26 protein-coding genes are annotated in these 24009 nt (G+C 65.1%); 14 read left to right on the top strand and 12 right to left on the bottom strand.

What is annotated here, in order from left to right; all coding sequences use genetic code 11:
• Positions 1-22: 22 nt before the first annotated feature.
• The gene (locus tag EPD80_RS00355; RefSeq protein ID WP_142808525.1) at positions 23-658 is read left to right on the top strand and encodes an MBL fold metallo-hydrolase; all 636 of its coding nucleotides are present in this window, start codon (positions 23-25) and stop codon (positions 656-658) included.
• 153 nt (positions 659-811) lie between these two features.
• Here EPD80_RS00355 and EPD80_RS00345 read toward each other — a convergent pair whose 3' ends face one another.
• Positions 812-1699: a DNA/RNA non-specific endonuclease gene (locus tag EPD80_RS00345; RefSeq protein WP_185957658.1), complete on the bottom strand. Its 888-nt coding sequence runs from the start codon at positions 1697-1699 to the stop codon at positions 812-814.
• A 105-nt stretch (positions 1700-1804) separates the two neighbouring features.
• Between EPD80_RS00345 and EPD80_RS00340 the strand changes: the two genes are divergently transcribed.
• The 7 genes from EPD80_RS00340 to alr all read left to right on the top strand — a co-directional run bounded on the left by EPD80_RS00340 (position 1805) and on the right by alr (position 9504).
• The gene (locus EPD80_RS00340; protein WP_142808521.1) at positions 1805-3094 is read left to right on the top strand and encodes an NCS2 family permease; all 1290 of its coding nucleotides are present in this window, start codon (positions 1805-1807) and stop codon (positions 3092-3094) included.
• 93 nt (positions 3095-3187) lie between these two features.
• Entirely contained in the window at positions 3188-4657 is a 1470-nt protein-coding gene (locus EPD80_RS00335) for a sodium:solute symporter family protein (protein WP_142803622.1), read from the top strand.
• A gap of 87 nt (positions 4658-4744) precedes the next feature.
• Complete coding sequence (ubiU, locus tag EPD80_RS00330; RefSeq protein ID WP_142808519.1) at positions 4745-5776, top strand: ubiquinone anaerobic biosynthesis protein UbiU; 1032 nt, start codon at positions 4745-4747, stop codon at positions 5774-5776.
• Between the two features lie 5 nt (positions 5777-5781).
• Entirely contained in the window at positions 5782-6705 is a 924-nt protein-coding gene (locus tag EPD80_RS00325) for a U32 family peptidase (protein WP_142808517.1), read from the top strand.
• Positions 6702-7130, top strand: a complete 429-nt coding sequence (gene ubiT / locus EPD80_RS00320) for a ubiquinone anaerobic biosynthesis accessory factor UbiT (protein WP_142808515.1) — start codon at positions 6702-6704, stop codon at positions 7128-7130. Before EPD80_RS00325 ends, ubiT begins: the two co-directional genes overlap by 4 nt.
• Positions 7131-7271: 141 nt before the next feature.
• Positions 7272-8306 carry a cytochrome-c peroxidase gene (locus tag EPD80_RS00315; RefSeq protein ID WP_142808513.1) on the top strand — a complete coding sequence of 345 codons (1035 nt, stop codon included), beginning with the start codon at positions 7272-7274 and terminating at the stop codon, positions 8304-8306.
• Between the two features lie 106 nt (positions 8307-8412).
• A complete protein-coding gene (alr, locus tag EPD80_RS00310; protein WP_142804225.1) occupies positions 8413-9504 on the top strand; it encodes an alanine racemase in 1092 nt (363 codons plus the stop codon).
• On the opposite strand, the gene EPD80_RS00305 is transcribed toward alr, so the two are convergent.
• Positions 9494-11515 carry a methyl-accepting chemotaxis protein gene (locus EPD80_RS00305; RefSeq protein ID WP_142803626.1) on the bottom strand — a complete coding sequence of 674 codons (2022 nt, stop codon included), beginning with the start codon at positions 11513-11515 and terminating at the stop codon, positions 9494-9496. The genes alr and EPD80_RS00305 overlap by 11 nt on opposite strands.
• A 177-nt stretch (positions 11516-11692) precedes the next feature.
• Here EPD80_RS00305 and EPD80_RS00300 point away from each other — a divergent pair, with 177 nt between their 5' ends.
• On the top strand, positions 11693-12538 hold the full coding sequence (locus EPD80_RS00300) for an HDOD domain-containing protein (RefSeq protein ID WP_185957657.1): 846 nt from the start codon (positions 11693-11695) through the stop codon (positions 12536-12538).
• Positions 12539-12557: 19 nt separating this feature from the next.
• On the opposite strand, the gene ccmI is transcribed toward EPD80_RS00300, so the two are convergent.
• The 10 genes from ccmI to EPD80_RS00250 are packed head-to-tail and all read right to left on the bottom strand — an operon-like array spanning position 12558 to position 20395.
• Positions 12558-13442 carry a c-type cytochrome biogenesis protein CcmI gene (gene ccmI / locus EPD80_RS00295; protein WP_142808508.1) on the bottom strand — a complete coding sequence of 295 codons (885 nt, stop codon included), beginning with the start codon at positions 13440-13442 and terminating at the stop codon, positions 12558-12560.
• Positions 13439-13963, bottom strand: coding sequence for a cytochrome c-type biogenesis protein (locus EPD80_RS00290; protein ID WP_142808505.1), 525 nt, complete (start codon positions 13961-13963; stop codon positions 13439-13441). Before EPD80_RS00290 ends, ccmI begins: the two co-directional genes overlap by 4 nt.
• Positions 13960-14556 (bottom strand): DsbE family thiol:disulfide interchange protein, encoded by a 597-nt coding sequence (locus EPD80_RS00285; RefSeq protein ID WP_142803630.1) that lies wholly within the window; start codon positions 14554-14556, stop codon positions 13960-13962. Before EPD80_RS00285 ends, EPD80_RS00290 begins: the two co-directional genes overlap by 4 nt.
• Complete coding sequence (locus tag EPD80_RS00280; RefSeq protein ID WP_142808503.1) at positions 14553-16550, bottom strand: heme lyase CcmF/NrfE family subunit; 1998 nt, start codon at positions 16548-16550, stop codon at positions 14553-14555. The genes EPD80_RS00285 and EPD80_RS00280 overlap by 4 nt, the downstream gene beginning before the upstream one ends.
• 10 nt (positions 16551-16560) lie before the next feature.
• Positions 16561-17007 (bottom strand): cytochrome c maturation protein CcmE, encoded by a 447-nt coding sequence (gene ccmE, locus EPD80_RS00275; protein WP_142808501.1) that lies wholly within the window; start codon positions 17005-17007, stop codon positions 16561-16563.
• The gene (ccmD, locus tag EPD80_RS00270; protein WP_142808499.1) at positions 17004-17195 is read right to left on the bottom strand and encodes a heme exporter protein CcmD; all 192 of its coding nucleotides are present in this window, start codon (positions 17193-17195) and stop codon (positions 17004-17006) included. The genes ccmE and ccmD overlap by 4 nt, the downstream gene beginning before the upstream one ends.
• Positions 17196-17199: 4 nt before the next feature.
• Positions 17200-18015 (bottom strand): heme ABC transporter permease CcmC, encoded by an 816-nt coding sequence (gene ccmC / locus EPD80_RS00265; RefSeq protein ID WP_178086761.1) that lies wholly within the window; start codon positions 18013-18015, stop codon positions 17200-17202.
• A gap of 17 nt (positions 18016-18032) precedes the next feature.
• Positions 18033-18701 carry a heme exporter protein CcmB gene (gene ccmB / locus EPD80_RS00260; RefSeq protein ID WP_142803634.1) on the bottom strand — a complete coding sequence of 223 codons (669 nt, stop codon included), beginning with the start codon at positions 18699-18701 and terminating at the stop codon, positions 18033-18035.
• Entirely contained in the window at positions 18701-19342 is a 642-nt protein-coding gene (gene ccmA, locus EPD80_RS00255) for a cytochrome c biogenesis heme-transporting ATPase CcmA (protein ID WP_142803635.1), read from the bottom strand. Before ccmA ends, ccmB begins: the two co-directional genes overlap by 1 nt.
• Positions 19343-19402: 60 nt before the next feature.
• Positions 19403-20395 carry a ChbG/HpnK family deacetylase gene (locus tag EPD80_RS00250; protein ID WP_142803636.1) on the bottom strand — a complete coding sequence of 331 codons (993 nt, stop codon included), beginning with the start codon at positions 20393-20395 and terminating at the stop codon, positions 19403-19405.
• A 54-nt stretch (positions 20396-20449) separates the two neighbouring features.
• Between EPD80_RS00250 and EPD80_RS00245 the strand changes: the two genes are divergently transcribed.
• From EPD80_RS00245 to rpmG, 5 genes are all read left to right on the top strand, one after another.
• On the top strand, positions 20450-21439 hold the full coding sequence (locus EPD80_RS00245) for a glycosyltransferase family 2 protein (RefSeq protein WP_206673364.1): 990 nt from the start codon (positions 20450-20452) through the stop codon (positions 21437-21439).
• A 56-nt stretch (positions 21440-21495) separates the two neighbouring features.
• Positions 21496-23073: an ArnT family glycosyltransferase gene (locus tag EPD80_RS00240; protein ID WP_142803637.1), complete on the top strand. Its 1578-nt coding sequence runs from the start codon at positions 21496-21498 to the stop codon at positions 23071-23073.
• Positions 23070-23465, top strand: coding sequence for a GtrA family protein (locus EPD80_RS00235; protein ID WP_221928750.1), 396 nt, complete (start codon positions 23070-23072; stop codon positions 23463-23465). Before EPD80_RS00240 ends, EPD80_RS00235 begins: the two co-directional genes overlap by 4 nt.
• Positions 23466-23558: 93 nt before the next feature.
• Complete coding sequence (gene rpmB / locus EPD80_RS00230; protein WP_142803638.1) at positions 23559-23795, top strand: 50S ribosomal protein L28; 237 nt, start codon at positions 23559-23561, stop codon at positions 23793-23795.
• Between the two features lie 20 nt (positions 23796-23815).
• The gene (gene rpmG, locus EPD80_RS00225) at positions 23816-23983 is read left to right on the top strand and encodes a 50S ribosomal protein L33 (protein WP_028874582.1); all 168 of its coding nucleotides are present in this window, start codon (positions 23816-23818) and stop codon (positions 23981-23983) included.
• The last annotated feature ends 26 nt before the right edge of the window (positions 23984-24009 follow it).

Below are 24009 nucleotides of genomic sequence, written 5' to 3'. Positions count from 1 at the left end.
TCCCTTGCCGCGGATGCTCGCCATGCTCCACGTCCTCGTCATTCCCGTGACGCCATTCGAGCAGAATTGCTCGCTGCTGTGGTGCGACCGCACCGGTGAGGCCGCCGTCATCGATCCGGGCGGAGACCTCGAGCGCATCGAGGAGGCGATCCGCACCCGCAACCTGAACGTACGCCAGATCCTGCTCACGCACGGCCACATCGATCACGCCGCCGGCGCTCCGGAACTCTCGCGACGCCTGGGCGGAATCCCCATCGTCGGCCCCCAGGAAGAAGAGCGCTTCTGGCTCGAGGCGCTGCCGGAGCAGGCCCGCACCTTCGGTTTCGGTAAGGCCGAGGCGTTCCTGCCCGATCGATGGCTCGAGGAGGGCGACACGGTACGAGTGGGAGAGCACACACTGGAAGTCCTCCACGTACCCGGCCACACGCCGGGGCATGTGGTCTACTTCGCGCCCGACGAGCGCCTCGCCTTCGTCGGCGACGTGCTCTTTGCCGGCTCGATCGGGCGCACCGATTTTCCCCGCGGCAACCACCGCCAACTCATCACCGGCATCCTCACCAAGCTGCTGCCCTTGGGCGACGACGTGCGCTTCGTCCCCGGGCACGGCCCCATGTCGACGTTCGGCGAAGAGCGCGCGCACAATCCCTTCCTCGTCTAGGGAAACGCTGAATAATTGGCTGCGCGGGCGAATCGCTGCGTTGCGCGGTGCTCGCTCCCTCGCCTATCCACTCGATATGTCTCGGTCGCTGCGCTCCGTGCGCCTTGCGCTTCATCCCGCTCGCTCATTTCTTCAGCGTTTCCTTGGCATCGCTCATTCGGCCCGGTAGCGACCCGGCGCCCGTGCCCATTCTTCGGTCAGTCCCCACGCGTCAGGATCCGGAGCGGCCGTCTCCAGGCGATCCTGCTCACGCTGAGGCAAATCGGGAAAAAAGTCGATGCCCGTGGCCTCTTCGATCGCACGCACCGTGGTGAGATAGGCCCGCAGATCGGCCTGCGGTGGCGTCTCCTGCGGCATGAGAAAAGCGAGCACCCGCAGGCGCCCTTCTTCGTCCTCCGCCCAGAAGATGCGAAAGAACGCCTTGGGCACCGCGATCCATTCCGGCGAGAACCGCGGCGGATGCTCGTCGAACACCGGCCCCGTCACCACCCACAGCACACGCGCGTTCGGCGCGAAACGGTCGGCCTCCACCGCTTCGAGCCGCTGCCAGCTTCCCTGATTGAGCGACGGGCGCTGTGGCGCGACGTTCGATAGCAAAAAAGTGGCACGCTGCGCCTCGGGACCATAGCGTGTCCCGATGAGGAAATTCGGTGCCATGTGGCCCCTATCGAACCCCGAATTGCGATAGGACTCGTGGCGTACACACCACCAACCCAGGCGGCAACGCCAGGTACGCATATCGGGCTCGAAACGCGCAGGGCGCCGCTGCAATCGGTGATTTGGCGGCGGATCGGCTCGATAAGCCACCCAGCGCGGCACCCCGTGCCATTCCGAATAGCCCACCACGAACCCCGGATTGACGAGCTCCGTCACCGACAGCCGATCGACGAATCCGCGCATGCGCGGCCAGCCCCCGGGCGAATCCTGCGGCAGTGCGCTGCCGGACGACCAAGCCCAGAAGAACACCACCAACGCCACGAGCACCAGCGCCGAAATCAAGGAGCGTATCCTGCGGCCCGCCGCCGACCTGCGTCGCTTCACGTCCACCTCCTTCGTTGCCAAAAAACTCATGATTATAGGCACCCCAGATTGCCTTCCCCGCCCGGCTTTTCTACAATTCAGCCTCTGCTGCGGACACCCCCACCCATGCTCGAACGCCTCTTCCAGCTCAAGGCCCACGGCACCGACGTGCGCACCGAAGTGCTCGCGGGGCTCACCACGTTCCTGACGATGGCCTATATCGCCTTCGTCAATCCCGAGATCCTCGGCTCGGCCGGCATGCCGCGCGAGGCCGTCTTCACGGCCACCTGTCTCGCAGCCGCCATCGGCTCGGCCATCATGGGGCTGTACGCCAACTATCCCGTCGCACTCGCGCCGGGAATGGGGCTCAATGCCTACTTCGCTTTCGTCGTGGTCGGCACCCTCGGCCATCCCTGGCAGACGGCGCTGGGAGCCGTTTTCATCTCTGGCTGCCTCTTTCTCGTCGTCTCGATACTGCGCATACGCGAGTGGATCATCGACGCCATTCCCGCGAGCCTCAAATCCGCCATCACGGCCGGCGTGGGCTTTTTCCTCGCCCTCATCGGTCTGAAGAACGCGGGGTTGGTAACGGCGCACCCCGTCACCTTCGTCACCCTCGGCGACCTGCACCACCTCCCGGTGCTCCTTGCCGTGCTCGGATTCCTCGCCATCCTGGTGCTGGAAGCGCGCCGCGTCACCGGTGCGGTGCTGCTCGCCATCCTCGGCGTAACGCTCGCTGCCGTAGCCCTGGGTCTCGTACCCTTCCAGGGCTTGTTCGCCCCTCCGCCATCGCTCGCCCCCACTTTCCTGCAGATGGATCTGAAAGGGGCGATCGACATGGGCATTCTCTCCATCGTGCTCACTTTCTTTCTGGTGGAACTGTTCGATGCCTCCGGCACCCTGATCGCGGTAGCCCAGCGCGCGAAGCTGCTCGATGCCCAAGGGCGTCTACCGCGCCTGGGTCGAGCGCTCATGGCCGACTCCACCGCCATCGTGCTCGGCGCCTCGCTGGGAACGTCCTCGACCACCGCCTACCTCGAATCCGCCTCGGGTGTCGCCGTGGGTGGCCGAACGGGACTCACCGCCGTAGTGGTGGCGATCCTTTTCCTGGCCATGCTCGTGTTCTCGCCGCTCGCGGCCATGGTGCCGGCCTACGCCACGGCGCCGGCACTGCTCTACGTGGCCATCCTCATGGCGCGCGGGCTGGCGGAAGTACAGTGGGACGACCTCACCGAAGCAGCACCGGCCGCGGTCACCGCCATCACCATCCCCTTCACCTTCTCGGTGGCCAACGGCTTGGCCTTCGGCTTCATCACCTACGCCGCCCTCAAGCTCCTCACGGGGCGCGTGCGTGAGTTGCCGCTCGCCGTGGCCGTGATCGCGACCGTCTTCCTCGTGAAATTCCTCTGGCTGTGATCACGCCAGAACGAAAAAATACTCCCATCATAAAAAAACGAGGGTAAACTTCGCCCTTCTTCACCCTCTAACCGGTCACCGGAGGCTGCCGCCATGCTGCTGTGGTTCGTGATCGCGTATCTCGCCCTCTCCATCGCCATCGGCTTGTACGCAGCCACCCGCGTGCACAACGCCCGTGATTACATCGTCGCCGGCCGCAACCTGCCTTTCGCCGTCGTCCTGGCCATGGTGTTCGCTACCTGGTTCGGTGCAGAGACCGTGCTCGGAATCTCCGCCACCTTCCTCGAGGAAGGCTTCCACGGACTGATCTCCGATCCGCTAGGCGCTTCGCTGTGTCTGGTGCTGTTCGGGCTCATCTTCGCCCGGCCGCTCTATCGCATGAACCTGCTCACCCTGGGCGACTTCTTCCGCCGCCGCTACAACCCCACGATAGAAATGGTCTTGTCGATATGCATCGTCATTTCCTATCTCGGCTGGGTGGGCGCGCAGATGACGGCGCTGGGCGTGGTCTTCAATGCGCTCACGAACGGGGCGATCTCGAACACCCAAGGAACCCTCATCGGCGCCCTCGTCGTTCTCGTCTATACGATTTTCGGTGGCATGTGGTCCGTAGCCTGGACCACCTTCGTCCAGATGATCGTGATCGTCATCGGCCTCTTCTTGGTCGCCCTCTACGCCGGGGACCTGGCGGGCGGCCTTGCTCCCGTGGTCGACAAAGCCGCTGCCGAGGGAAAGCTGGAATGGCTGCCGGAGCGCAACTGGCTCTCGATCTTCACCTGGATTTCGGCCCTGATCACGATGGCCCTCGGTTCGATCCCGCAGCAGGATGTATTCCAGCGCGTCAACTCTTCGAAAAACGAATTCGTCGCCGTCTGGGCCACGACCCTGGGCGGCATCTGCTATTTCCTCTTCGCCGCCGTGCCGCTATTCATCGCGTATAGCGCCACGGTGATCGATCCGCAGCTGGTGCAAACTTTCCTCGATCAGGATTCCCAACTGATCCTGCCGCTCTTCGTCACGACCCACATGCCGCTCTGGCTGCAGATCGTGTTCTTCGGCGCCTTGCTCTCGGTCATCATGAGTACCGCCAGCGGCACCCTGCTCGCCCCTTCGGTAACCTTCACGGAGAACATCCTCAAGAGCACCTGGCCGACGCTGACCGACCGGCAGCTGCTGTTAGCGACGCGGCTGACGGTGGTGGCGTTCACGCTCATCGTGCTCGTCTACGCACTCTGGTCGAACGACTCCATTCACGGCATGGTCGAAAAAGCCTATCGGGTAACCCTCGCCGGCGCCTTCGTACCGCTCGTCGCGGGGATCTTCTGGAAGAGGGCGAATTCGCTCGGAGCTACTTTCTCAGTGATCCTGGGTATCGGTACCTGGCTATTCGGCGAGCTGGTGTTGCCCGAATCCGAGATCGAGCCGCAGATCTATGGTTTCCTGGCCTCGATCGTAGGAATGGTCACTGGCACCCTCCTCGGCCCCAAAGATCCTCATCTGCCGAAACGCACCCGCCAGCATAACGCCGCCTCGGCCACCCATCACGTCGCCTCGCGCCGCTGAATCCTTTCCTCACGCACCTTGACCCTGGTCAAGGTGCGCGCGCAGCATTTCGGCTATCCTGCACCTCTCCGTCCGAAGAGGTGCAGGATGCCATCTTCCACTTCGCCCGTGACCGGGCGCCGCCCCGAACTCGTCTGTCCGGTCGGGAATCGGGCCATGCTCGAAGCGGCCATCGAACAGGGAGCGGACGCCGTCTATCTGGGATTCAAAAACGCGACGAACGCGCGCAACTTCAATGGGCTCAATTTCGACGAAGACGGTATCGCCCGGGCGATCGACACTGCGCATGCGCGAGGCTGCCGCGTATTCCTCGCTCTCAACACCTACCCCCAAGCCGAGGGTTGGACCCACTGGACGTCGGCGGTCGATCGGGCCGCCTCGCTCGGCGTCGATGCCCTCATCCTCGCCGATCTCGGTCTCCTCGCCCATGCGCGCGAGCGCCATCCCGAGCTACGCCTGCACTTGTCTGTGCAAGGCTCGGCCACGAACTACGAGGCGCTCACCTTCTACCACGAACGCTACGGCATCGAGCGCGCCGTGCTGCCGCGCGTGCTCTCGCTCGAACAAGTGGCGCAGGTGGTTCGACACAGCCCCGTCGCGATCGAAGTCTTCGGATTCGGCGGCCTGTGCGTGATGGTCGAGGGGCGCTGCGCCCTTTCGGCTTACGCCACCGGCCAGTCGCCCAACTGCCACGGCGCCTGCTCTCCGGCCAAGTTCGTGCGCTGGGACGAAACGCCGCAAGGGCTGGAGGCGCGGCTCAACGGCTTTCTCATCGACCGCTATGCCCCGGATGAACCGGCCGGCTACCCCACCCTGTGCAAGGGCCGTTTTGCCGTCGGCGGACACACCTATTACGCCATCGAGGAGCCCACTAGCCTCAACACGCTGGAGCTGCTGCCGCGCCTCATCGAGATCGGGGTCGCCGCCATCAAGATCGAGGGACGCCAGCGCAGCGCCGCCTACGTGGCGCAGGTCACGCGCGTGTGGCGCGAAGCGATCGACGCCGCGCTCGCCGCTCCTCAGGATTTTTCCCCGAAGCCTCAGTGGCTCGCCGCGCTCGACCGCGTCAGCGAAGGCGCGAGCCACACCCTCGGTGCCTATTCCCGGCCGTGGAAATGACCCCCATGAACCCGCTTTCGTTCGAACTGGTGCTCGCCCCCATCCCTTACTTCTGGCCGCGCGAACGCGTCCTCGCCTTCTACGAGGCAATCGCCGAGACGCCCGTCGACACCGTCGTCTTGGGTGAGACCGTCTGCGCCCGTCGCGCCGAATTGCGCCTGCCCGACTGGATCGCCCTCGGACGCGACCTCAGGGCCGCGGGCAAACGGGTCGTTCTCGCCGGCTACGCCCTCATCGAATCCGAATCGCATCTCAAGTGGGTACGCCGCCTGGTGGAACAGGACGAATTCGCCGTCGAGGCCAACGAGATGGGCACGGTGCGCCTGCTCGCAGCCGCCGGGCGGCGCGACTGGGTCGCCGGCGCATCACTCAACGTCTACAATCCGCACGCCCTCGCCCAGCTCTCCGAGGCCGGGGCGCGCCGCTGGCTGCCGCCGCCGGAGCTTTCACGCGCAGCGCTCGCGCGGCTGCTCGAAGGCTTTTCCGCCTTGGGAAGAGGAACGATCGAGACCGAACTACCGGTATGGGGACCCCTTCCCCTGGCGCATTCGGCGCGCTGTTTCACTGCCCGCCATTATCAGCTGCAAAAAGACGCCTGTGAATTCCGCTGTCTGCAGCATCCGGCAGGGCTGCCGCTCGCCACACGCGACGGAACCGACTTTCTCGTGCTCAACGGCGTGCAAGTCCTCTCCGCCCGTCCGTGGTCCTTGATGGACCGCCTCGAAGAAGCCGCTTCGCTCGCACAGGCCCTGCGCCTCGTGCCCGCCCCCGAAGGCACGCCCGAGCGGATCGCCGCCCTCGACCGTGCCCGCCGTTTCGGTGAAATGCCCGCTTCCGAGCCGGAATCGTGCAACGGCTTCTGGTACGGCGAGAGCGGCTTCGTGTATCGTGAACCCTCTTCTTCCCCCACTGCCCCCCGCGCCCAATGAAAGAATCCCGCCTCGCCTTTCCGCCCGCGCTCGCCCGGATCGTCTCCCGCTTGCCTCAGACCCCGCCGGCGGCCGTGCTCGCCTTCGCCCTCGACCGACTGCTCTTTCCCCGCCTGCCGCTCGCCGACCTCGAAACACTTCTCGAACAACCGCTGCGCATCGAGGTGAGCGACCTCGGATTGCGGCTCGCCCTCACGCTCACCCGGCAAGGCTTCCGCCCCTTGCCGCTGTACGTCGCACCGCGCCTGACGCTGCGTGCCACCGCTCGCGACTACCTCGCCCTGCTGCGTCGGGAAGAAGACGCCGACACCCTCTTCTTCCAGCGGCGCCTGGTACTTTCCGGCGATACCGAATTGGGGCTCCTCGTGAAAAACACGCTGGATGCGATCGAGCTCGAGGTCCCTTTCCTACCTCATCTGCACTGAAGAAGCGTTCCTGTTGCCGATCGACAACGTCTCTAAAGGGCCGACTTTGACCCAACGCAAACTTCGGTGCTTTTTCCCGGCAGCAGAGGGCTAAATGGACTAAATTCGCCTTACAAATTTTTTCTTCCGCTGGAGGCGTTCATGACCCGCAAACCTCTCTTCACCGCGCTCATCGCCGGCTTGGCCGTTTCCGCCGTTTCCGTCGTTCAAGCCGCCCAACCCAACCTCTCGGCAGAGCTACGCGAAAAGGCCAAGGCCATCATCCAACCGATCGAACCCGCGAAGATCGAACATCCGGCCAAAGTCGATCTGGGCCGTCAGCTCTTCTTCGAGCCGCGCCTGTCGATGTCCGGCATCATCTCCTGCAACACCTGCCACAACCTCTCGCTGGGCGGGGTCGACAACCTGAAGACCTCCATCGGTCATAAATGGCAGCCGGGCCCGGTCAATGCCCCCACCGTCTTCAACTCCTCGCTCAACATCGCCCAGTTCTGGGATGGGCGCGCCGCCGACCTGCAGGAACAAGCCGCCGGTCCGATCCAGGCACAGGTCGAGATGGCCATGCCCCACACGCTCGCCGTGGCCGTGATCCAGTCCATCCCTGGCTACGTCGAAACGGTCAAAACCATCTATGGTACCGACGTCGTCACCCTCGATCACATCACCGACGCCATCGCCGAGTTCGAGAAAACCCTGGTCACGCCGAACGCGCGCTTCGACCAATGGCTCAAGGGCGACGACAAAGCGCTCACCGCCACCGAGCTCGAGGGCTTCAAGATCTTCTATGAGAGCGGCTGCATCGCCTGCCACAACGGCCCCAACCTCGGCGGCAATTCCTTCCAGAAAATCGGCGTGGTCGAGCCGTACAAGTCGACTTCGCCTGCCGAAGGCCGCGCGGCGGTGACCAAGAAGGACGAAGACCGCTGGTACTTCAAGGTGCCCACGCTACGCAACGTCGAGCTCACCTATCCTTACTTCCACGACGGCGAAGCCGCCACCCTGGAAGACGCCGTCACGCTGATGGGGCGCCTGCAACTCGGCCGCACGTTCACCGACGACGAACTGAAAAAAGTCGTCGCTTTCCTCCACACGCTCACCGGCGAGCGGCCGCAAATGCCCTTGCCGTTGCTGCCGCCTTCCGGGCCCGAGACGCCGCGCCCCGACCCCTTCAAGTGACGCTCACCCGGCGGTGCCCGCAACGGGCGCCGTGACACGGGCGGAAACACTTCTCCGAGTCCGGATGGGCTATCATGGCGCACCGGACTCACTCTTTTTTCCCGTGATGCGCCCCTCCTGTGCCACCATCGATCTCGACGCGCTACGCGCAAATTATCTCCTGGCCAAACGCCTGGCCGGCGGTCGGACTCTAGCCGTCGTCAAGGCAGACGCCTACGGTCACGGGGCGATCGCCTGCGCCAAAGCCCTCGAGCCAATCGCCGATGGCTTTGCCGTCGCCCTCCTCGAGGAAGCGCTACCGCTGCGTGCGTCCGGCATCAGCCGGCCGATCGTGTTGCTCGAAGGGGTGTTCGACCCCGGCGAGCTCACAGCCGCCGCCGAACTCGATTTATGGCCGGTCGTGCACCACGAAGCGCAACTGCGCATGCTCGAGCTCGCGTCACACCGCCCCCGTCGTATCTGGATCAAGATCAATAGCGGCATGAATCGCGCCGGGTTCGCCCCACGAGAGGCCTCGGCCGTGTGGCAGCGCCTGCAAGCCATTCCCGGACTCGAAGCTCCGGTATGGATGACACATTTCGCCTGCGCCGACGACCCCCGATCGAGCATGACCTTGGAGCAAATTCAGCGTTTCCACAGAGGCGTGGCCACCTTGCCGGGCGAGACGAGCCTGGCAAACTCCGCGGCGCTGCTCGCCTGGCCGCAGGCGCGCGGCGACTGGGCACGACCGGGAATCTTGCTCTATGGCGGCAATCCACTGCTTCCCCATGCCGACCCCGACCCGGCCCGCAGCTTGCGACCCGTAATGACCCTCAGTAGCCGTGTGATCGCCACCCGTTGGCTCTCCCCTGGCGAAGCCTTGGGCTATGGCGCCACCTTCGTCGCCGAACGGCCAACCCGCGTCGGCCTGGTCGCCATCGGCTACGCCGACGGTTATCCGCGGCATGCCCCCACCGGTACGCCCGTGGCGGTAGAAGGCTGGCGCACACGACTCATCGGTCGCATCTCGATGGACATGCTCACCGTCGATCTCTCCCCCCTCCCTGAAGACGTCGGCCAAGGCGCGATCGTGGAGCTATGGGGCAAGACCGTGTCGGTCGACGAGGTGGCCCGCGCCGCCGGCACCATCTCCTACGAGTTGCTGTGCCACGTCAAGCGCGTCCAACGCATCCATCGCGGGGTCATGATCACACCTTGAAGTGATCGGCCCGCTGGCGCAGGCTCGAGGCCGCCTCCTGCAGTGCCTTGGCCTGTGCCTCGCTGTCTTTGGCCGCCGCAGCCGACGCCTCGGCGCTACCGGCGATGCGCTCCACTCGCTGAGCGATCGTGTGTACCGCCTCGGTCTGCTGGTCCAGCGCCTGATCCACTTCCTGTACTGCACGCGCCGTCTCGAGCGACTCCTGCCGAATTTCGTCGATCGCGCTACGCGCCTGCCGCGCGTGTTCCACCCCCCGCCGCACTTCGTCCACTCCTTCATCCATTCCGGCGACCGCTTCGGACGTGGCATGCTGGATCTTGGCGATCATATCCCCGATCTCTTGCGTGGCGTTACCCGTGCGCTCGGCGAGCTTGCGCACTTCATCGGCCACCACGGCAAAGCCGCGTCCCTGCTCACCGGCCCGCGCCGCTTCGATGGCGGCGTTCAAGGCGAGAAGATTCGTTTGATCTGCGATCTCACGGATCGTGGCCACGATGGTCGAGATCTGCTGGGAGAAACCTTCCAAAGTGCGAATGCGCTCGGCCGCCGTTTCCACGATCTGCGCGATCTGGTTCATCCCTTCGATCGCGGCAGCGATCGTCGCCGCTCCTTCCTCTGATTTTTCCATGGATGCCTGGGCGCGCCGGGCCGTCTCGCGCATGTGCTGCGCGAGCTGATTGAGAGCTACGCTGAATTCCTCCATCGCGCCAGCCACGGCCTGGGTATCGTCGGCCTGAACGGCGATGCGCTGCTGCACCTCCTCGGCCTGCCGTTCGATCGTTTGGGCCCGAACCGCCACATCGCTCGCTTCGCGCTGCAAAGCGCCGATGAGGCCCGCGAGCTCGGAACGCATGTGGTTGATCGCGGTGGCCAAGCGCCCCAACTCGTCGCTGCGCTCATAGTGCAGGGTCTGGCTCAAATCTCCCGACGCCATGCGCTCGGTCACCTGAACGAAGGTATCGAGCGGACGCAAGGCACGGCGCACCAGCCAGATCATCACCAGAGCGAGCAGCGCCGCCTCTCCGATGGCTGCCAGGGAATTGCGAAAAATGTCGCCCGTCAATTCCTCCGTCAGCTCATCGACATAAGTCGAGGAGACGACCAACCAATCCCATTCGGGAAAATAGGCATAGGCAGCCACTTTCTCCCGCGGCTTGTCCTTGCCCGGATCGATCCATTGGTAGCGGACGACCCCGTTTTTCTTCTCCAGCATCTCGCCGACGAAGTCGTACCCGGTGGCATCGCGCATCTCGCGCACGTTCTTGCCTTCGAGCGAGGGATGGATGCGCATGTAGCCGTTTTTGTCCATCACATAGACGTACCCCGTCTGCCCGATTTTCATTTCCATGACCGAACTGCGAAACTTGGCCAACAGGTTCCCCATCGGATAGCCGATGAACCAGGCTCCGACCACTTTACCATCCTCCGATTTGATCGGCTCGTAGATGGTCATGTAGTCTTTGCCGAAAAGGACCGCTGGTCCGATGTACTCCTGCCCTGCAAGCAAGCGTTTGTAGGCCGGGTGATTACGATCGAGATTGGTCAGGAAAGCACGCGAACCATCTTCTTTGCGCAGGGAGGTCGAGATACGCAGGAAATCGTCGCCGATGCGCTCGAAGATCGTCGCCACCGAACCCGTCTGCTCCGTGAGGAGATCGACCTCGATGAACCGCTCGTTCATCTCGATTCCGCCGAGCCGAAAGATAGGGACTTTCATCTTGGTCGGCCCCATCTCCGTGGTCTCCTTCGCGTCGATCTCGACCCGGGTACCATAGGGGAAGAAGCTCTTGAGCATCTTGAGTTGGGAGTGCATCGACACGGTGACGGCCTCGTGCAGCATCTGCAAACCCGAAAGCACACTGCGCGTCTGAGCGCTCATTGCCTCGTCGATGCGGCGCTGCAGTTTCTGCCACTCCAGCCCACCGATCAGAGCGGTGCTCAACAGGATGAAAAATACCGTGGCGATCGCCACCCCTACGGCGATGCGACGCGTCAGACTCTGTCCTCTCATGATGCTCCTCCCTCGGCAGGTAATAATTTTATCGGCACTTCTCCGTCAAACTTTAGCGACATTCGACACGGTGTCTCCTTCCTTGTCACACCGTTGCCCTCACTCGACCTGTACTGCGCTATCATGAAATCGATACATCCTTGGCGTGATCCAGCCACCGCTTCGAGGAACCACCCCATGAACACCGCCCCGACATCCCTTGCCGAACCTTCGCGACTCGACATCCCGCCCGCCCCCGATGTCCTGACCGCCATCGCCCGGGAGGCCGAGGCGGAAAACCCGAACCTGGCCAAACTCGCCAAGATGATCCAGCAGGATCCGGCGCTCGCGGCCGCCGTGCTGCGCGCGGCCAACGGCGTCATGCGTATGCGTAAAATCGAATCGGTGGCCCAGGCGCTGCAGGTGATCGGCCTCGAGCGCACCCACCAGATCGTGCTGCACGCCCTGCTGCACTCCACTTTTGGCCTGCCCAAAAATCTGCGGCCTTCCATCTGGGACGAACTGCGCGTCTCGGCCGAAGCCGCCGCGGATTTCGCCCGCCTGATGCGCACCGTGCCGCCCCCCATGGCCCACACGGCAGCACTCTTGCACGATACGGGTTTCTTCCTGCTCGCGCGCACACATCCCGACTATCACGAAACGCTGTCGATCGCCCGGATCGATCCGGAGCGCCCATTTATAGAGCATGAGTTCGTACGCTACGAGACGCACCATGCCGTGGTCGGTTTTTTCCTTGCCCGACGCTGGGGATTGGCCGAGCCGGTGGCCTTGGCGATCAACCATCACCACGACTATGTCGCCGTGTTCGAGGAGACGACGCTGCCGCCGCAAGTACCGCACCTGGTGAGCCTCATCGCCATGGCCGACGTCGTGGCGGCCGAGACGGTCGGTATCGGACGCGACAAGGAATGGCACAAGGCGCGCGGTCCGGTAGCCGAATTTTTCGGGCTCACCGAAGATGAGCTCGACGACATGATCGATGCGGAGATCGCCCAGCAGCGCACCGCAGCGAACGTGGGCTGAGCATGAGCCCCGTGAGGGCTCAATTTCCCGGAGCCAGCCCTGCTTTCTGCCGCTCCGCTGCGATCGCTGCGCGCAGCGTCTGGGTGAATTCCCCCTCGTTCGGGGCGAGCGCGAGCAAGCGCTCCCAGCGCTCCACCGCCTTGGCGTGCTCTCCGGCCGCGGCGGCTGCCGCTCCGCCCATGGCGAGCGCCTTGGGTTCGTTCGGAGCGAGCGCGAGCGCCCTCTCCAGCAAGGCTATCGAGTCGGCATCGAACCCGTCGCGAGCGACGACCAGCAATTCCGCCCACTCGACCAGCACCGTGGGTTCCTGAGGGATCTTCGCCTCCAGCCTATCCCAGCCGGCAGCCACGAGCGCCGGATCTCCCAGTACGCGATAAGAACGGGCGAGCATCACCCAGGCTTGAGCGTCGCCCTCGCCGCTGGCCAGACGCTCTTCGAGCCGCGCCACCATCGACTTGATCTGATCGAGCGAAACGCCGGCGGCTCCCGCCGCCTGAGCCGCTGCGGCTTCGCGCGTGGCCGCGAGCACGGCTTCCTCGCTCGCCCAGCGCGGAGAACCCACCACCAGATAAGCCGCCGCGGCAAGTAGTGGCAGCCCTAGGCCGACGAGCGCAACCGCCAGGGGCGAAGCCTCCTGGTGCCGAGGGTGGCGGTCGCGCGCCTGCGCCTCGGCCAAGGCCCGCGCTTCCAGCTCGCGCCGGGCTTGCTCATAGGCCGAATCCTCCAGTTCGCCCGCTGCGCGCGCGCGTTCCAAGGCGGCGAATTCCTCGCGCAATACCGTCAGCGCCACCCGAGCCTGGGCTTCCTCGTCGGTAGCCCCTCCGTGGCGCCGCGCGAGCGGCCACACGACCCAAGCCGTCGCCGCCAAAGCGATGCACACCGCCACCATCAAAAATCCCGTCACGATTGCCCCCTTTCGTCCGTGTCGCGCAACAAGGCTTCGGCGCGCGCCGCCTCTTCGGCCGAGAGCGTCGGCACTTCTTCACGCGCACGGCGCCGCAACGCCCGCCACAGAGCGAACACCCCGGTAAACGCCAGCACGAACGGCCCCACCCACAGCGCCACCGTACTCGCTTTCAAGGGCGGCTGATAGAGCACGAAATCGCCATAGCGCGCCACCAGGTAAGCGCGGACCTCTTCCTCGCTCTTGCCAGCGGCGAGCTGCTCACGCACCTGATTCATCAGGTCGTGAGCGAGCTCGGCATTGGATTCGGCGATCGACTGGTTCTGGCACACGAGACAGCGCAGCTCGTGCCCGAGCTTCAGGGCACGCGCCTCGAGCGCCGGATCGCCCACCGGCTGCGCCTTGGGCGCATCTTCCGCCGCCCGGACGAAGCCGCCCCCCCCTGCGAGCAGGAAAATCATGGCGGCGAACGCCACGCCACGCCAGGCACTCACCCGCTCGGCACGCCGATGACTCCTCATCGCGTAGCCCCCTCTAGCGCCGCCCATTTTGGTTGCAAAACCTCTCGCCAGACCCGCTCGTCGATGGGCCCGATGTGCTTGTAGCGGATGATGCCCTCGGCGTCGATGAGGAAAGTCTCCGGCACGCCGTAGACACCATAGTCGATCGCCACGCGCCCCTCGAGATCGAGTACGGAGAACCGATACGGATCCCCGTGGCGGGCGAGCCAGTCCCGCGCCCGCAACAGCGCCGCCTCGCGCTCTTCCCGTGGAGAAATCCGGCTCGTATCCAAGGATGCATCGCCGCGGATCTCCTTGTAATTCAGCCCCAGCAGCGTCACCCCCTCCTCACGGGCGAGCCGCATCAACATGGCGTGCTCCTCACGACAGGCGACGCACCACGTGGCCCAGACGTTGAGCATCCACGGTCGACCGCGCAAATCGTCCGGGCCGACGATCGTCTCGGGCGCATCCACCCGCGGCAAGGCGAAAGTCGGTGCCGGCTTGCCCACGAGCGGGGAAGGCACCTCCCGCGGATCGAGGCGAAAAGCATAGGCAAAGAGCCCGAGCAACGCAACGAAGATGAAAAAAGGAATCAGATGCTTCAGCTTCATCGCACCGCCTCCGCCACCGGTTCGTGGGACTGCTCCGACGCAGAGACCGCAGCCGTGCGTCGTGCGAGCCGCCGGTAGCGCCGATCGAGCGCGGCAGCCACACCACCGAGCGCGATCAGTACCGCACCAAACCAGATCCAGGAAATGAAGGGTTTATAGAAGAGCAAAACGACCCAGCCACCATCGCCGGTGGGATCTCCCAGCGACACATAGACGTCGCGGAATACTCCCCAATCGATCGCCGACTCGGTCATCGGCATGGCCGAACGGAAGTAGGCGCGTTTCTCCGGCGCGAGCACGGTGAGCATCCGCCCTTCGCGCCACACCTCCACCGCGCCGCGCTGGGCGGTATAGTTGGGTCCCGGCACCTCGCTCACGCCACGCAGCACGAAACGATAGCCGGCGAGCTCCGCTTCCTGCCCGGGCATCATCTTCACGTCGAGCCGCTGCTCCAACGCCCCCACGAGCGTCACGCCGAGAATGAACACCCCCACTCCCAGGTGAGACAACCACATCCCCCACCAAGAGCCGGGAATGCCGCGCAGCCGCGCCGTCATCCCCGAAGCTGCCCCCTGGCGTAGACGATCGACGAGCAGGCGCAACGAGGCCAGAACGACCCAGGCCGTCAAAGCGATCCCCAGGAAGGCACCGACCGTGACGTGATCCATCGCCCACACGCCCAGCGCCGCGATGATCAGCGCCCCGATCGTTTCCGGCCACACCCGGCGCAGCACCCGCGAGAGCACGTCCCGCTTCCAACGCAGGAAAGGCGCCAGCGCCATCAGCACCACCGCCGGAATCATCAGCGGCACGAACACCTTTTCGAAGTACGGCGGCCCGACCGAGAGTTTGGCTCCCTGCAGCGCATCGATGATCAAGGGATAGACCGTACCGAGCAACACCGCCCCGGCAGCCGCCGCCATCAGCACGTTATTGACCAGGAGCGAGCCCTCGCGCGAAACCGGCGCGAACGCCCCCCCTCCCGAGAGCCGCGGCGCGCGCCAGGCGAAGAGCAACAACGACACCCCCACGGTGAGCGCGAGCAAACCCAGGATGAACACCCCACGGGTAGGATCCGTGGCAAAGGCGTGCACCGAAGTGATCACGCCCGAGCGCACCAGGAACGTTCCCAGCAGCGAGAGCGAGAACGCCCCGATCGCCAGCAGCACCGTCCAACTGCGAAACGCCCCCCGTTTCTCGGTGACGATGAGCGAATGCAACAAAGCGGTTCCGACCAGCCAAGGCATGAGCGAGGCGTTCTCCACCGGGTCCCAGAACCACCACCCCCCCCAGCCCAACTCGTAATAGGCCCAGGCCGATCCCACCAGGATACCCAGCGTGAGGAACACCCAGGCGACCAGGGTCCAGGGCCGCGACCAGCGTGCCCAGGCCGCGTCCATTCGCCCCGAAAGCAATGCCGCGATCGCGAACGAAAACGCCACCGCCATGCCCACGTAGCCCATGTACAGGAGCGGCGGATGGATGATCATGCCTGGATCCTGCAGCAAGGGGTTGAGATCACGCCCCTCCACTGGCACCGGCACCAGCCGCTCGAAGGGGTTGGAAGTCAGGATGAGAAAGGCGAGGAACCCCACGCTCACCGCGCCCAGCACCCCGAGCACGCGCGCGCGAAAGGCCGCGGTGAGCGTGCGCGAGAAAGCCGCCACCGCTGCCTGCCAGCCCGCCAGCGCCAGCGACCACAAGAGCATCGACCCCTCGTGATTACCCCACACGCCGGTGAGACGATAGACCCACGGTGTGCGCGTCGACGAGTGTTCCGCCACCAACAGCACGGAAAAATCGATGCGCAGGAAGGAAGCCGTCAGACAAGCATAGGCGAGAACGAGCGCCGCGAACTGTACGAGCGCCGCGCGCCGCGCTGCCGCCATCGCCCCGGCCGAACCGCGCGCCGCTCCGGCAAGACCCAGCACCGCCTGCACCAGCGCCAGCGCCCAAGCGAGCGCCAGCGCGAACTGTCCCATCTCGGGGATCATCGTGCGCTCCTCATGGCTCGAGGGTGGATGCCGCGCGCTGCGCCTGATCCACGGCGTGCTGCGCTTCCACCGGCATGTAGTTCTCGTCGTGCTTGGCGAGCACTTCGCTGGCGACGAACACCCCGTCCGGTCCCAGCTGACCCTGGGCCACCGCCCCCTTGCCCTCGCTGAAGAGATCGGGCAGCGCGCCGCGATAGACGACAGGAATGGTCTTGGCCGTATCGGTGACGGCAAAACGCACCGTCACCCCGTCGGGCAAGCGTTCGAGCGAGCCCTCGGCCACCATGCCGCCGATACGAAAAGTCCTTCCCACAGGCGCCTTGCCCTCGGCCACCTCGGAAGGCGTGTGGAAGAACACCAGATTCTCGCGCATCGCCGAGAGCACCAGCGCCGTGGCCCCGCCGAGCAGGGCGAGCGCCGCGAGGATCAAAGTCAACCGCTTGCCGCGTGCCGTCATGCGTCTTCTCCCGTGTCTTCGAGCCGTGCCGCCCGCCAGCGCAGCAGACGGCGGATCACGGCCTTACGAGTGCGGTAGAGGAAATAAAGTTCGAGGGCGATGAGGGCGAAACTCACGCCGTAGCTGCCCCAGACGAAGAAACCCCGTCCACCCATGTCCCAGAAAGCCGACCACGATTCCCAGTGCATCCATTCACCCCCGTTCCCTGGCCGCCAGGCGATCGAGCTCGGCGGCCACCCAGTCGGTGTGCCGTTCGCGCTCGAGGATGATCGTACGGACCCGCCACAACGCCACGGCGATCGAATAGAACCAGGCGGCGAACGCCATAATCAGCATGGTCACCAGCATGACGGTGGCCATGGAAGGCGCACGCGTGAGGCTCACCGAAGCGCCCTGATGCAGCGTATTCCACCACTGCACCGAAAAATAGATGATGGGCACGTTGATCGAACCGACGATGGCGAGCAAGGCCCCGGCGCGATCGGCACGGCGAGGATCCTCGATGGCCCGCGTGAGTGCCAGGTAGCCCAAATAGAGGAACATGAGGAGCAGCTGCGAGGTGAGCCGCGCATCCCACACCCAGTACGTCCCCCAGGTAGGGCGCCCCCACAGGGCGCCGGTCCACAAAGCGATGAAACACCAGATCGCCCCCGTGGGCGCGAGCGCATGGGCCATCATGAAAGAGAGCCGCGTATTGAGCACCCAGCCGACGATCCCCCAGAAGGCCATCACGAGATAGAGGAACATCGACATCCACGCCGCCGGCACGTGGAGGAAAATGATGCGATAGACCTCCCCTTGCTGCGCGTCGGTCGGCGCGACGAAAAACGCCAGGTACAGCCCCACCACGGTGAGCACGGCGGCGAGCGCGGCGAACCACGGTGCGAGCCGCCCGGCGAGCGGATAGAACTGCTGCGGTGCAGCAAACCGCCAAAGGCTACGCGGCGCGCGCTGTCGCGCCTCGATTCCCTGCTGCCAACGCTGCCGCCTTCCTGGTGTCGCGTCCATCCCTCGATTCTTCCCCCTCATTGCACCGCCAAACGCAACGCCGCCACGCACGCCCAGGGCGCGAGCGCCACCGACGCGAGTCCCCCGGCCCCCAGCAGGGCCAGGTGCGCGGTGTAGGATACCCCACCCAGGGCCGCTTCCACCGCTCCTGCCCCGAAAATGAGCACCGGCACCGCCAGCGGCAGCACCAGTAGCGCCAGCAGCACTGCCCCGGAACGCACCCCCAGCGTGAGCGCCGCCCCGATCGCGCCGATGAGCGTGAGCGTGGGGGTGCCCAACAAGAGCGTTCCCGCCAGCAAGGGCAGGACTTCCGGCTGCAGATCGTAGAGCCCGGCGAGCAGCGGCGCAAAGAGCGCCACCGGCACGCCGGTGACGAGCCAATGGACGGTCACTTTCGCCAGCACCCACACCACCGCCGGCTCGGGTGAGAGCAGCAGCTGCTCCAGCGTGCCGTCCCTCAGATCGTGCTCGAAGAGCCTCGGCAACGCCAGGAGCGAGGCGAGCAGCGCCGTCACCCAGACCACGCCCGGGGCGATCGCACGCAACTGATTCGCCTCCGGCCCGATGCCAAAGGGGAAGAGGCACACCACGACGACGAAAAAGGAGAGCGCGAGCAGCACGTCGGTGCGGCCGCGCCAGGCAAGTGCCATCTCGCGCCGCAGCATGGCCGCGAATACCGCCCCCATCACGCCACCTTGCGCCGCGGCGCGAAGCGCCCCGGCTCCAGGGTTTCGCAAGCACAGGAAAATTCCACGTCCTGGTGCGTCGTGAGCACCACGGTGGCTCCATCGCGCACCCGCGCTTCGATGCGGCGCGCGAGCGCGGCCACCGCCGCGACGTCGAGCGCCGTGAAGGGTTCGTCCAAAATCCACACGGGACGCTCCTGCGCCAGAATGAGGCGCGCGAGCGCGACCCGCCGCCGCTGCCCTGCCGAGAGCACCCGCACGGGCAGGTCGCGTTGCCGCGCGAGGCCAAGCTCCGCGAGGGCGGCGTCGATCGCCGCTGCGTCGTGCGGCAGCCCCTGCACCGCGGCGAGGCTGCGCAGGTTCTCCCTCGGGCTCAGGAGCTCATGCACCGCCGGCAGATGGCCGTGGAAAAATACCGCGCGGTGCCAGGCATCCGTTTGCGCCCTCACCGGCACCCCTTGCCAGCGCACTTCCCCCTCATCAGGCTGCGCCAAGCCGCAGAGCAGGCGCAACAGGCTCGTCTTGCCCACGCCGTTGGGGCCGGCTACGCGGGCGAGCACGCCGGGGCGAAAGACGTGCGTCAGGTCGCGGAAAAGGATGCGGTCGCCTTTGATGCAGGTGAGCGCCGAAGCTTCGAGCATGACATCGATAAATGAGGGATCGAGACCGTAAGTCTAGCAGAGCCGGCCGCGGAGCGGACTTCAGGCAACGCGGGAAGGCGTATTTTCCTCGCTCCGGTGGGGTTGATTGCTCCAGGAAGGCGTAGTTGGCCGCACACCCAGCCGCGCACAATCTGCAACGAAGGCGTCGCTCGCCAGATATTCGTACTCCCATTCGCGCGGGGTCGTGAGCGTGTCGACCGCCAAGAGCGCCGCATCGACCCGGCCCGGATGCACGTGCACCAAAGCTCTCGGCCCCAACGCCGCGAGGAAACGGCCCATCTTCTCGCGAAAAGGCGGCGTTTCCTTGAAATCGTGCAGACCGGAGAATCCCTGGTTGTGCGCGATACCGTGCGCGAGCAGTGCTGCCTTGAGCCCACGTCCCAAGCGACGCAGAAAGAGCGCCTTGCGCTCCCCCACACCCCGTATCCGAATGCGCCGCACGGTTTCGCGGCAATCGCGCACCCACAGCGTACCCGGCGCATACCGGTTCAGGATCTCGGCAACGAGCGCCTCGCGCACCGTCGGCAGGAGATGCACGTGCTGATGCCCATCGACGAAAGCCGGTGGTGCCCCCCAAACGTCTTCGAAGGCATCGAACTGCGCCCGAATCTCCTCGGCCACTGCCGCCGCCGGCAGACGCCTCGCCAATGCACTCAAGAGTAGCGTTCGCAGAGAGGGCAGGCGTCCCTCTTGCGCCAAACCACGCGCCGGGCTCGCCGAACGCTGCTCGGTGAGCGTCAGGTGCAAGCCCACCTGGGCACCCGTTACGCGCGCCAAAGCCGCCAAGCCAGGCGCATCGCGCTTCCAGCAAGGCATGGTCACCATCGCCCCGGTGGCCGTCACCCGCCCCGATTCGATCAGATGCTCGATGGCACGATCCACGCCCCGTGCGATACCATAATCGTCGGCGCACAAGACGAAAGTTCGCTCTACCGGTGCAACCGTTTCCAAGGGGACATCGGCCGGAGGCACCCCCAGTCCAGGAGGCGGCGTCAGCGCCAAAACGCCGGATTTTTCGAAATGGACGTCCATGCGATCCTTGCCTTGCATCCCGTTACGATTCGCTGACGACAGGAGCCGATAGCCGTGATTCCCGCCTCCGCACCGCCGACCCCGGTCGAACTGAGCGTGATTGTACCCGTGTATAACGAAGCGGCATCGTTACCGGTTTTGTACGAACGGCTCAAGGACGTGCTCGATGCACTCGCGCTCTCCTGGGAATTGATCCTCGTCGACGACGGTAGCCGCGATGAGAGCTTCGCGGTCATCGAGCGGCTCGGCGAAGCCGATGCCCGCGTCAAGGGCGTGCGGTTTGCGCGCAACTTCGGCAAGGAAGCCGCCATGGCCGCGGGGCTGCATCGCGTCGCCGGACGGGCCGCCGTCATCATGGACGCCGACTTGCAACATCCGCCCGAACTCATTCCCCAGATGCTCGAGCGCTGGCGCGCCGGAGCGGCCATCGTCACGGCCGTGCGCACCGACCGGGACACCGACTCCCCCTTGCGCCGCTGGCTCTCGCTCGCCTTCTACCGTTTCTATCGCGGTATCTCCGAAATCGCCCTCACACCGGGCGGGGGCGATTTTCGCCTCTTCGACCGACGCGTGGTGGCAGCCCTGAATCTCCTGCCCGAACGCAAGCGTTTCCTCAAAGGGCTGGCGAACTGGGTGGGGTTCGAGCAGGTCACCATTCCCTACCGGCCCGCCGAGCGCCACGCCGGCACCTCCCGCTGGTCGCTGCGCAAACTCTGGCGCTATGCCATCGACGGCATGGTCTCCTTTACCACGGTCCCCTTGTACGTCTGGTCCTCGATCGGCGCGCTCCTGGCGCTCGCCTCGGTGGTCTATGGTCTGTGGCTGGTGGTGCGCACGCTCCTTTTCGGGCGCGACGTGCCCGGCTACGCCTCGCTCATGGTCGCCACGCTCTTTCTCTCGGGGGTGCAGCTCGTCAGCCTGGGCGTACTCGGCGAATATCTCGGCCGGGTCTTCGAGGAAGTCAAACGCCGGCCGCTCTACCTCATCGGGCGCACCGTCAACCTGCCCGACGAACTCGCCGAACCCCCTTCGCCGCCGCGTTGAACCTTTCGCCACTTCACCCCATCCGATTGCACGATTCCGTGCCGAGTTCATCCCCGATGCGCCTCCTCTTGCAGCGCTTGCTCACCCCGCGCAGCCTCTCACTCCTCCTGTGGCTCGTTTTCGCCTGGTACGTCTTCGACGGTTACGACCGCCACGCACCGAGCAACGACGAATGGGTACAGCACATCTACGGCGAACTGCTCGTGGCCTACTACAGGAGCGGACTTGCCGACAAGACCTTCCTCGACTTCAGTAATCTCTATCTGTACGGAGGTCTCTTCGATCTGCCCGCGGCTTGGATCACCATGGCCTTCGGCATCGACTGGTGGCCATTACGGCATCTCCTCACCGCCGCTTTCGGCGCCCTGGCATTTCTGGGCGCGGCACGTTTCGGGCGTTTCCTGGGAGGAGCCTGGCTGGGGACGGCGGCGCTCGCCGCCACGATGGGCAGCGGGGTCTTCTCCGGCGCGATCTTCACCCACACCAAGGACGTCCCTTTTGCCGCGGCCATGCTGTGGTCGCTCTACTACACGAGCCGCATCGCCGACGAGATTCCCGTACCGCGTTGGCGCCACGTGCTTTTGTGGGGGCTCGCCACCGGAGCCGCGATCGGATTGCGGGTGGGCGGCGTGCTCGCCTTCGGTTTTCTCGGTGCGGCCCTCCTGCTCGCATGGTGGCCGCGCCGCCGCTTACTGCCCTCCTGGCCGCGGCTCTTCACGGCGCTCCTCGTGCGCCTCGTGCCAGGCATCGCACTCGCGCTCGCGCTCATGGCTTTTTTCTGGCCCTGGTCGGTAATGAGCTGGGATCACGTCTGGCAAGCGCTCACCAAGTTCTCGCACTTCGCCTTCGACCTCTATACCTGGGAAGACGGCGAGCGCGTGGAAAACGCCAAAGTCTCGCGTCTCTATTTACCCAAGTACCTCCTCGTGCGACTGCCGGAATTCGTGCTTCTAGGCACCGTGCTCGCGCTCGCCCACGGGCGGCGCATCAAGGAATCCCCTCGTCTGTGGCCGCTGCTGTTCGCGCTCGCCTTCGTGCTCGCCTATGTCATCATCGGCAGACCGCCGCTCTACAACGGCCTGCGCCACTTCCTCTTCCTCGTCCCGTGGTTCGCCCTGCTCGCGTGCTGGGGCTGGCAAAGCACGCTCGCGGCACTCCATCGCCCCCTGACCGAGATCTCCCTGCGCCGCCGCCATGGCGCATTGCTCCTTGCCGCCCTGCTCGTCCTCTCGGCCGCCGACGATCTCGTCACCCTAGCACGGCTGCACCCCTATCAGCACCTCTACTACAACCACCTCGCCCGGGGACTAGCCGGCGCCAAGCACCGTTGGGAAATGGATTACTGGAGCGACGCCACCCGAGCCTTGTTGCCCGTACTCGCCGATTGGGTCGCCAAACAACCTCCCGGCAAAGACTGGGCGCTCGCCTATTGCGCAGAAGGTTTCCAGATCGAACCCTGGCTGCCACCCAACGTCCATATCACCGAAGCGTGGGACGACGCCGAACTCTTCCTCGCCACCACCCATGATGACTGCGACCAGGCGATGCTCGGCAAGGAAATCGCCCACATCGAGCGCCTGGGCACACCGCTGGCGGTCCTTGAGCTCATCGACCACGAGGCCGCGGACCCATGATGAACCCGCTGGCCGAACTCGTACGCATGTCGCGCTTCGCCCTCGTGAGCGTCTCCGGCACCCTGGTACACTATGCCGTGCTGATCGCCCTGGTCGAAACGGACACGCTCGGGCCGCTCCCTTCTTCGGCGCTGGGTTTCCTGGCCGGCGCCATAACGAACTACCTCGGTTCGCGACGCTGGGTCTTCGCCAGCGACGCGCGCCACGTCGTCGCCCTGCCCAAGTTCCTCGCCGTTGCCGCCACCGGCTTTACCGGCAACGTCGCCGGCATGGCGCTCGCCCTCGACTGGTTGCAGCTTCCCTATCTGCTCGCCCAAATCCTCGTCACGGGGCTGCTGTTCTTCTGGCATTACGGCGCAAACCGCCTCTGGACCTTCGCCCGACGCGGCTGAGGTCGTGCTCCGTACGTTTGGCATCGACACCTTGCCGCGGATGCGTTTTCATGCTATCGTTTCGCGCTTTGAAGAATTCCCAGGAGAGCCATCATGGCCCGCGTCTGTCAAGTGACCGGCAAGCGTCCGATGACCGGCAACCACGTCTCGCACGCCAACAACAAAACCAAGCGCCGTTTCCTGCCCAACCTGCACTATCGCCGTTTCTGGAGCGAGGCCGAAGAGCGTTGGGTGAAACTGCGCGTCTCCAACGCGGCGCTGCGCACCATCGACAAGAAAGGCATCGATGCCGTGCTCGCCGAGCTGCGCGCCCGCGGCGAGAAAATCTGAATCCTGGATAGGAGTGCATCATGGCCAAGGCCGCCCGCGAGAAGATCAAGCTCGAGTCCACCGCTGGAACCGGGCATTTCTACACCACCTCGAAAAACAAGCGCACCACCCCGGAAAAACTCGAGCTGATGAAGTACGACCCCAAAGCGCGCAAACACGTGCTCTACAAAGAAACCAAGCTCAAGTAAGCCGCATCACAAGGAATCCGCAAAAG

It is taken from the genome of Tepidiphilus olei, assembly GCF_006980705.1.
Taxonomy (GTDB): domain Bacteria; phylum Pseudomonadota; class Gammaproteobacteria; order Burkholderiales; family Rhodocyclaceae; genus Tepidiphilus; species Tepidiphilus olei.
This window is presented reverse-complemented; position numbering and strand designations above follow the sequence as displayed.

What these genes read in the sequence shown, in the direction of transcription:
- EPD80_RS00355 (WP_142808525.1), top strand. Translation starts at nt 23, where the DNA reads ATGCTCCACGTCCTCGTCATTCCCGTGACGCCATTCGAGCAGAATTGC.
- EPD80_RS00340 (WP_142808521.1), top strand. Translation starts at nt 1,805, where the DNA reads ATGCTCGAACGCCTCTTCCAGCTCAAGGCCCACGGCACCGACGTGCGC.
- EPD80_RS00335 (WP_142803622.1), top strand. Translation starts at nt 3,188, where the DNA reads ATGCTGCTGTGGTTCGTGATCGCGTATCTCGCCCTCTCCATCGCCATC.
- ubiU (WP_142808519.1), top strand. Translation starts at nt 4,745, where the DNA reads ATGCCATCTTCCACTTCGCCCGTGACCGGGCGCCGCCCCGAACTCGTC.
- EPD80_RS00325 (WP_142808517.1), top strand. Translation starts at nt 5,782, where the DNA reads ATGAACCCGCTTTCGTTCGAACTGGTGCTCGCCCCCATCCCTTACTTC.
- ubiT (WP_142808515.1), top strand. Translation starts at nt 6,702, where the DNA reads ATGAAAGAATCCCGCCTCGCCTTTCCGCCCGCGCTCGCCCGGATCGTC.
- EPD80_RS00315 (WP_142808513.1), top strand. Translation starts at nt 7,272, where the DNA reads ATGACCCGCAAACCTCTCTTCACCGCGCTCATCGCCGGCTTGGCCGTT.
- alr (WP_142804225.1), top strand. Translation starts at nt 8,413, where the DNA reads ATGCGCCCCTCCTGTGCCACCATCGATCTCGACGCGCTACGCGCAAAT.
- EPD80_RS00305 (WP_142803626.1), bottom strand. Translation starts at nt 11,515, where the DNA reads ATGAGAGGACAGAGTCTGACGCGTCGCATCGCCGTAGGGGTGGCGATC.
- EPD80_RS00300 (WP_185957657.1), top strand. Translation starts at nt 11,693, where the DNA reads ATGAACACCGCCCCGACATCCCTTGCCGAACCTTCGCGACTCGACATC.
- EPD80_RS00290 (WP_142808505.1), bottom strand. Translation starts at nt 13,963, where the DNA reads ATGAGGAGTCATCGGCGTGCCGAGCGGGTGAGTGCCTGGCGTGGCGTG.
- EPD80_RS00285 (WP_142803630.1), bottom strand. Translation starts at nt 14,556, where the DNA reads ATGAAGCTGAAGCATCTGATTCCTTTTTTCATCTTCGTTGCGTTGCTC.
- EPD80_RS00280 (WP_142808503.1), bottom strand. Translation starts at nt 16,550, where the DNA reads ATGATCCCCGAGATGGGACAGTTCGCGCTGGCGCTCGCTTGGGCGCTG.
- ccmE (WP_142808501.1), bottom strand. Translation starts at nt 17,007, where the DNA reads ATGACGGCACGCGGCAAGCGGTTGACTTTGATCCTCGCGGCGCTCGCC.
- ccmD (WP_142808499.1), bottom strand. Translation starts at nt 17,195, where the DNA reads ATGCACTGGGAATCGTGGTCGGCTTTCTGGGACATGGGTGGACGGGGT.
- ccmC (WP_178086761.1), bottom strand. Translation starts at nt 18,015, where the DNA reads ATGGACGCGACACCAGGAAGGCGGCAGCGTTGGCAGCAGGGAATCGAG.
- ccmB (WP_142803634.1), bottom strand. Translation starts at nt 18,701, where the DNA reads ATGGGGGCGGTATTCGCGGCCATGCTGCGGCGCGAGATGGCACTTGCC.
- ccmA (WP_142803635.1), bottom strand. Translation starts at nt 19,342, where the DNA reads ATGCTCGAAGCTTCGGCGCTCACCTGCATCAAAGGCGACCGCATCCTT.
- EPD80_RS00250 (WP_142803636.1), bottom strand. Translation starts at nt 20,395, where the DNA reads ATGGACGTCCATTTCGAAAAATCCGGCGTTTTGGCGCTGACGCCGCCT.
- EPD80_RS00240 (WP_142803637.1), top strand. Translation starts at nt 21,496, where the DNA reads ATGCGCCTCCTCTTGCAGCGCTTGCTCACCCCGCGCAGCCTCTCACTC.
- EPD80_RS00235 (WP_221928750.1), top strand. Translation starts at nt 23,070, where the DNA reads ATGATGAACCCGCTGGCCGAACTCGTACGCATGTCGCGCTTCGCCCTC.
- rpmB (WP_142803638.1), top strand. Translation starts at nt 23,559, where the DNA reads ATGGCCCGCGTCTGTCAAGTGACCGGCAAGCGTCCGATGACCGGCAAC.
- rpmG (WP_028874582.1), top strand. Translation starts at nt 23,816, where the DNA reads ATGGCCAAGGCCGCCCGCGAGAAGATCAAGCTCGAGTCCACCGCTGGA.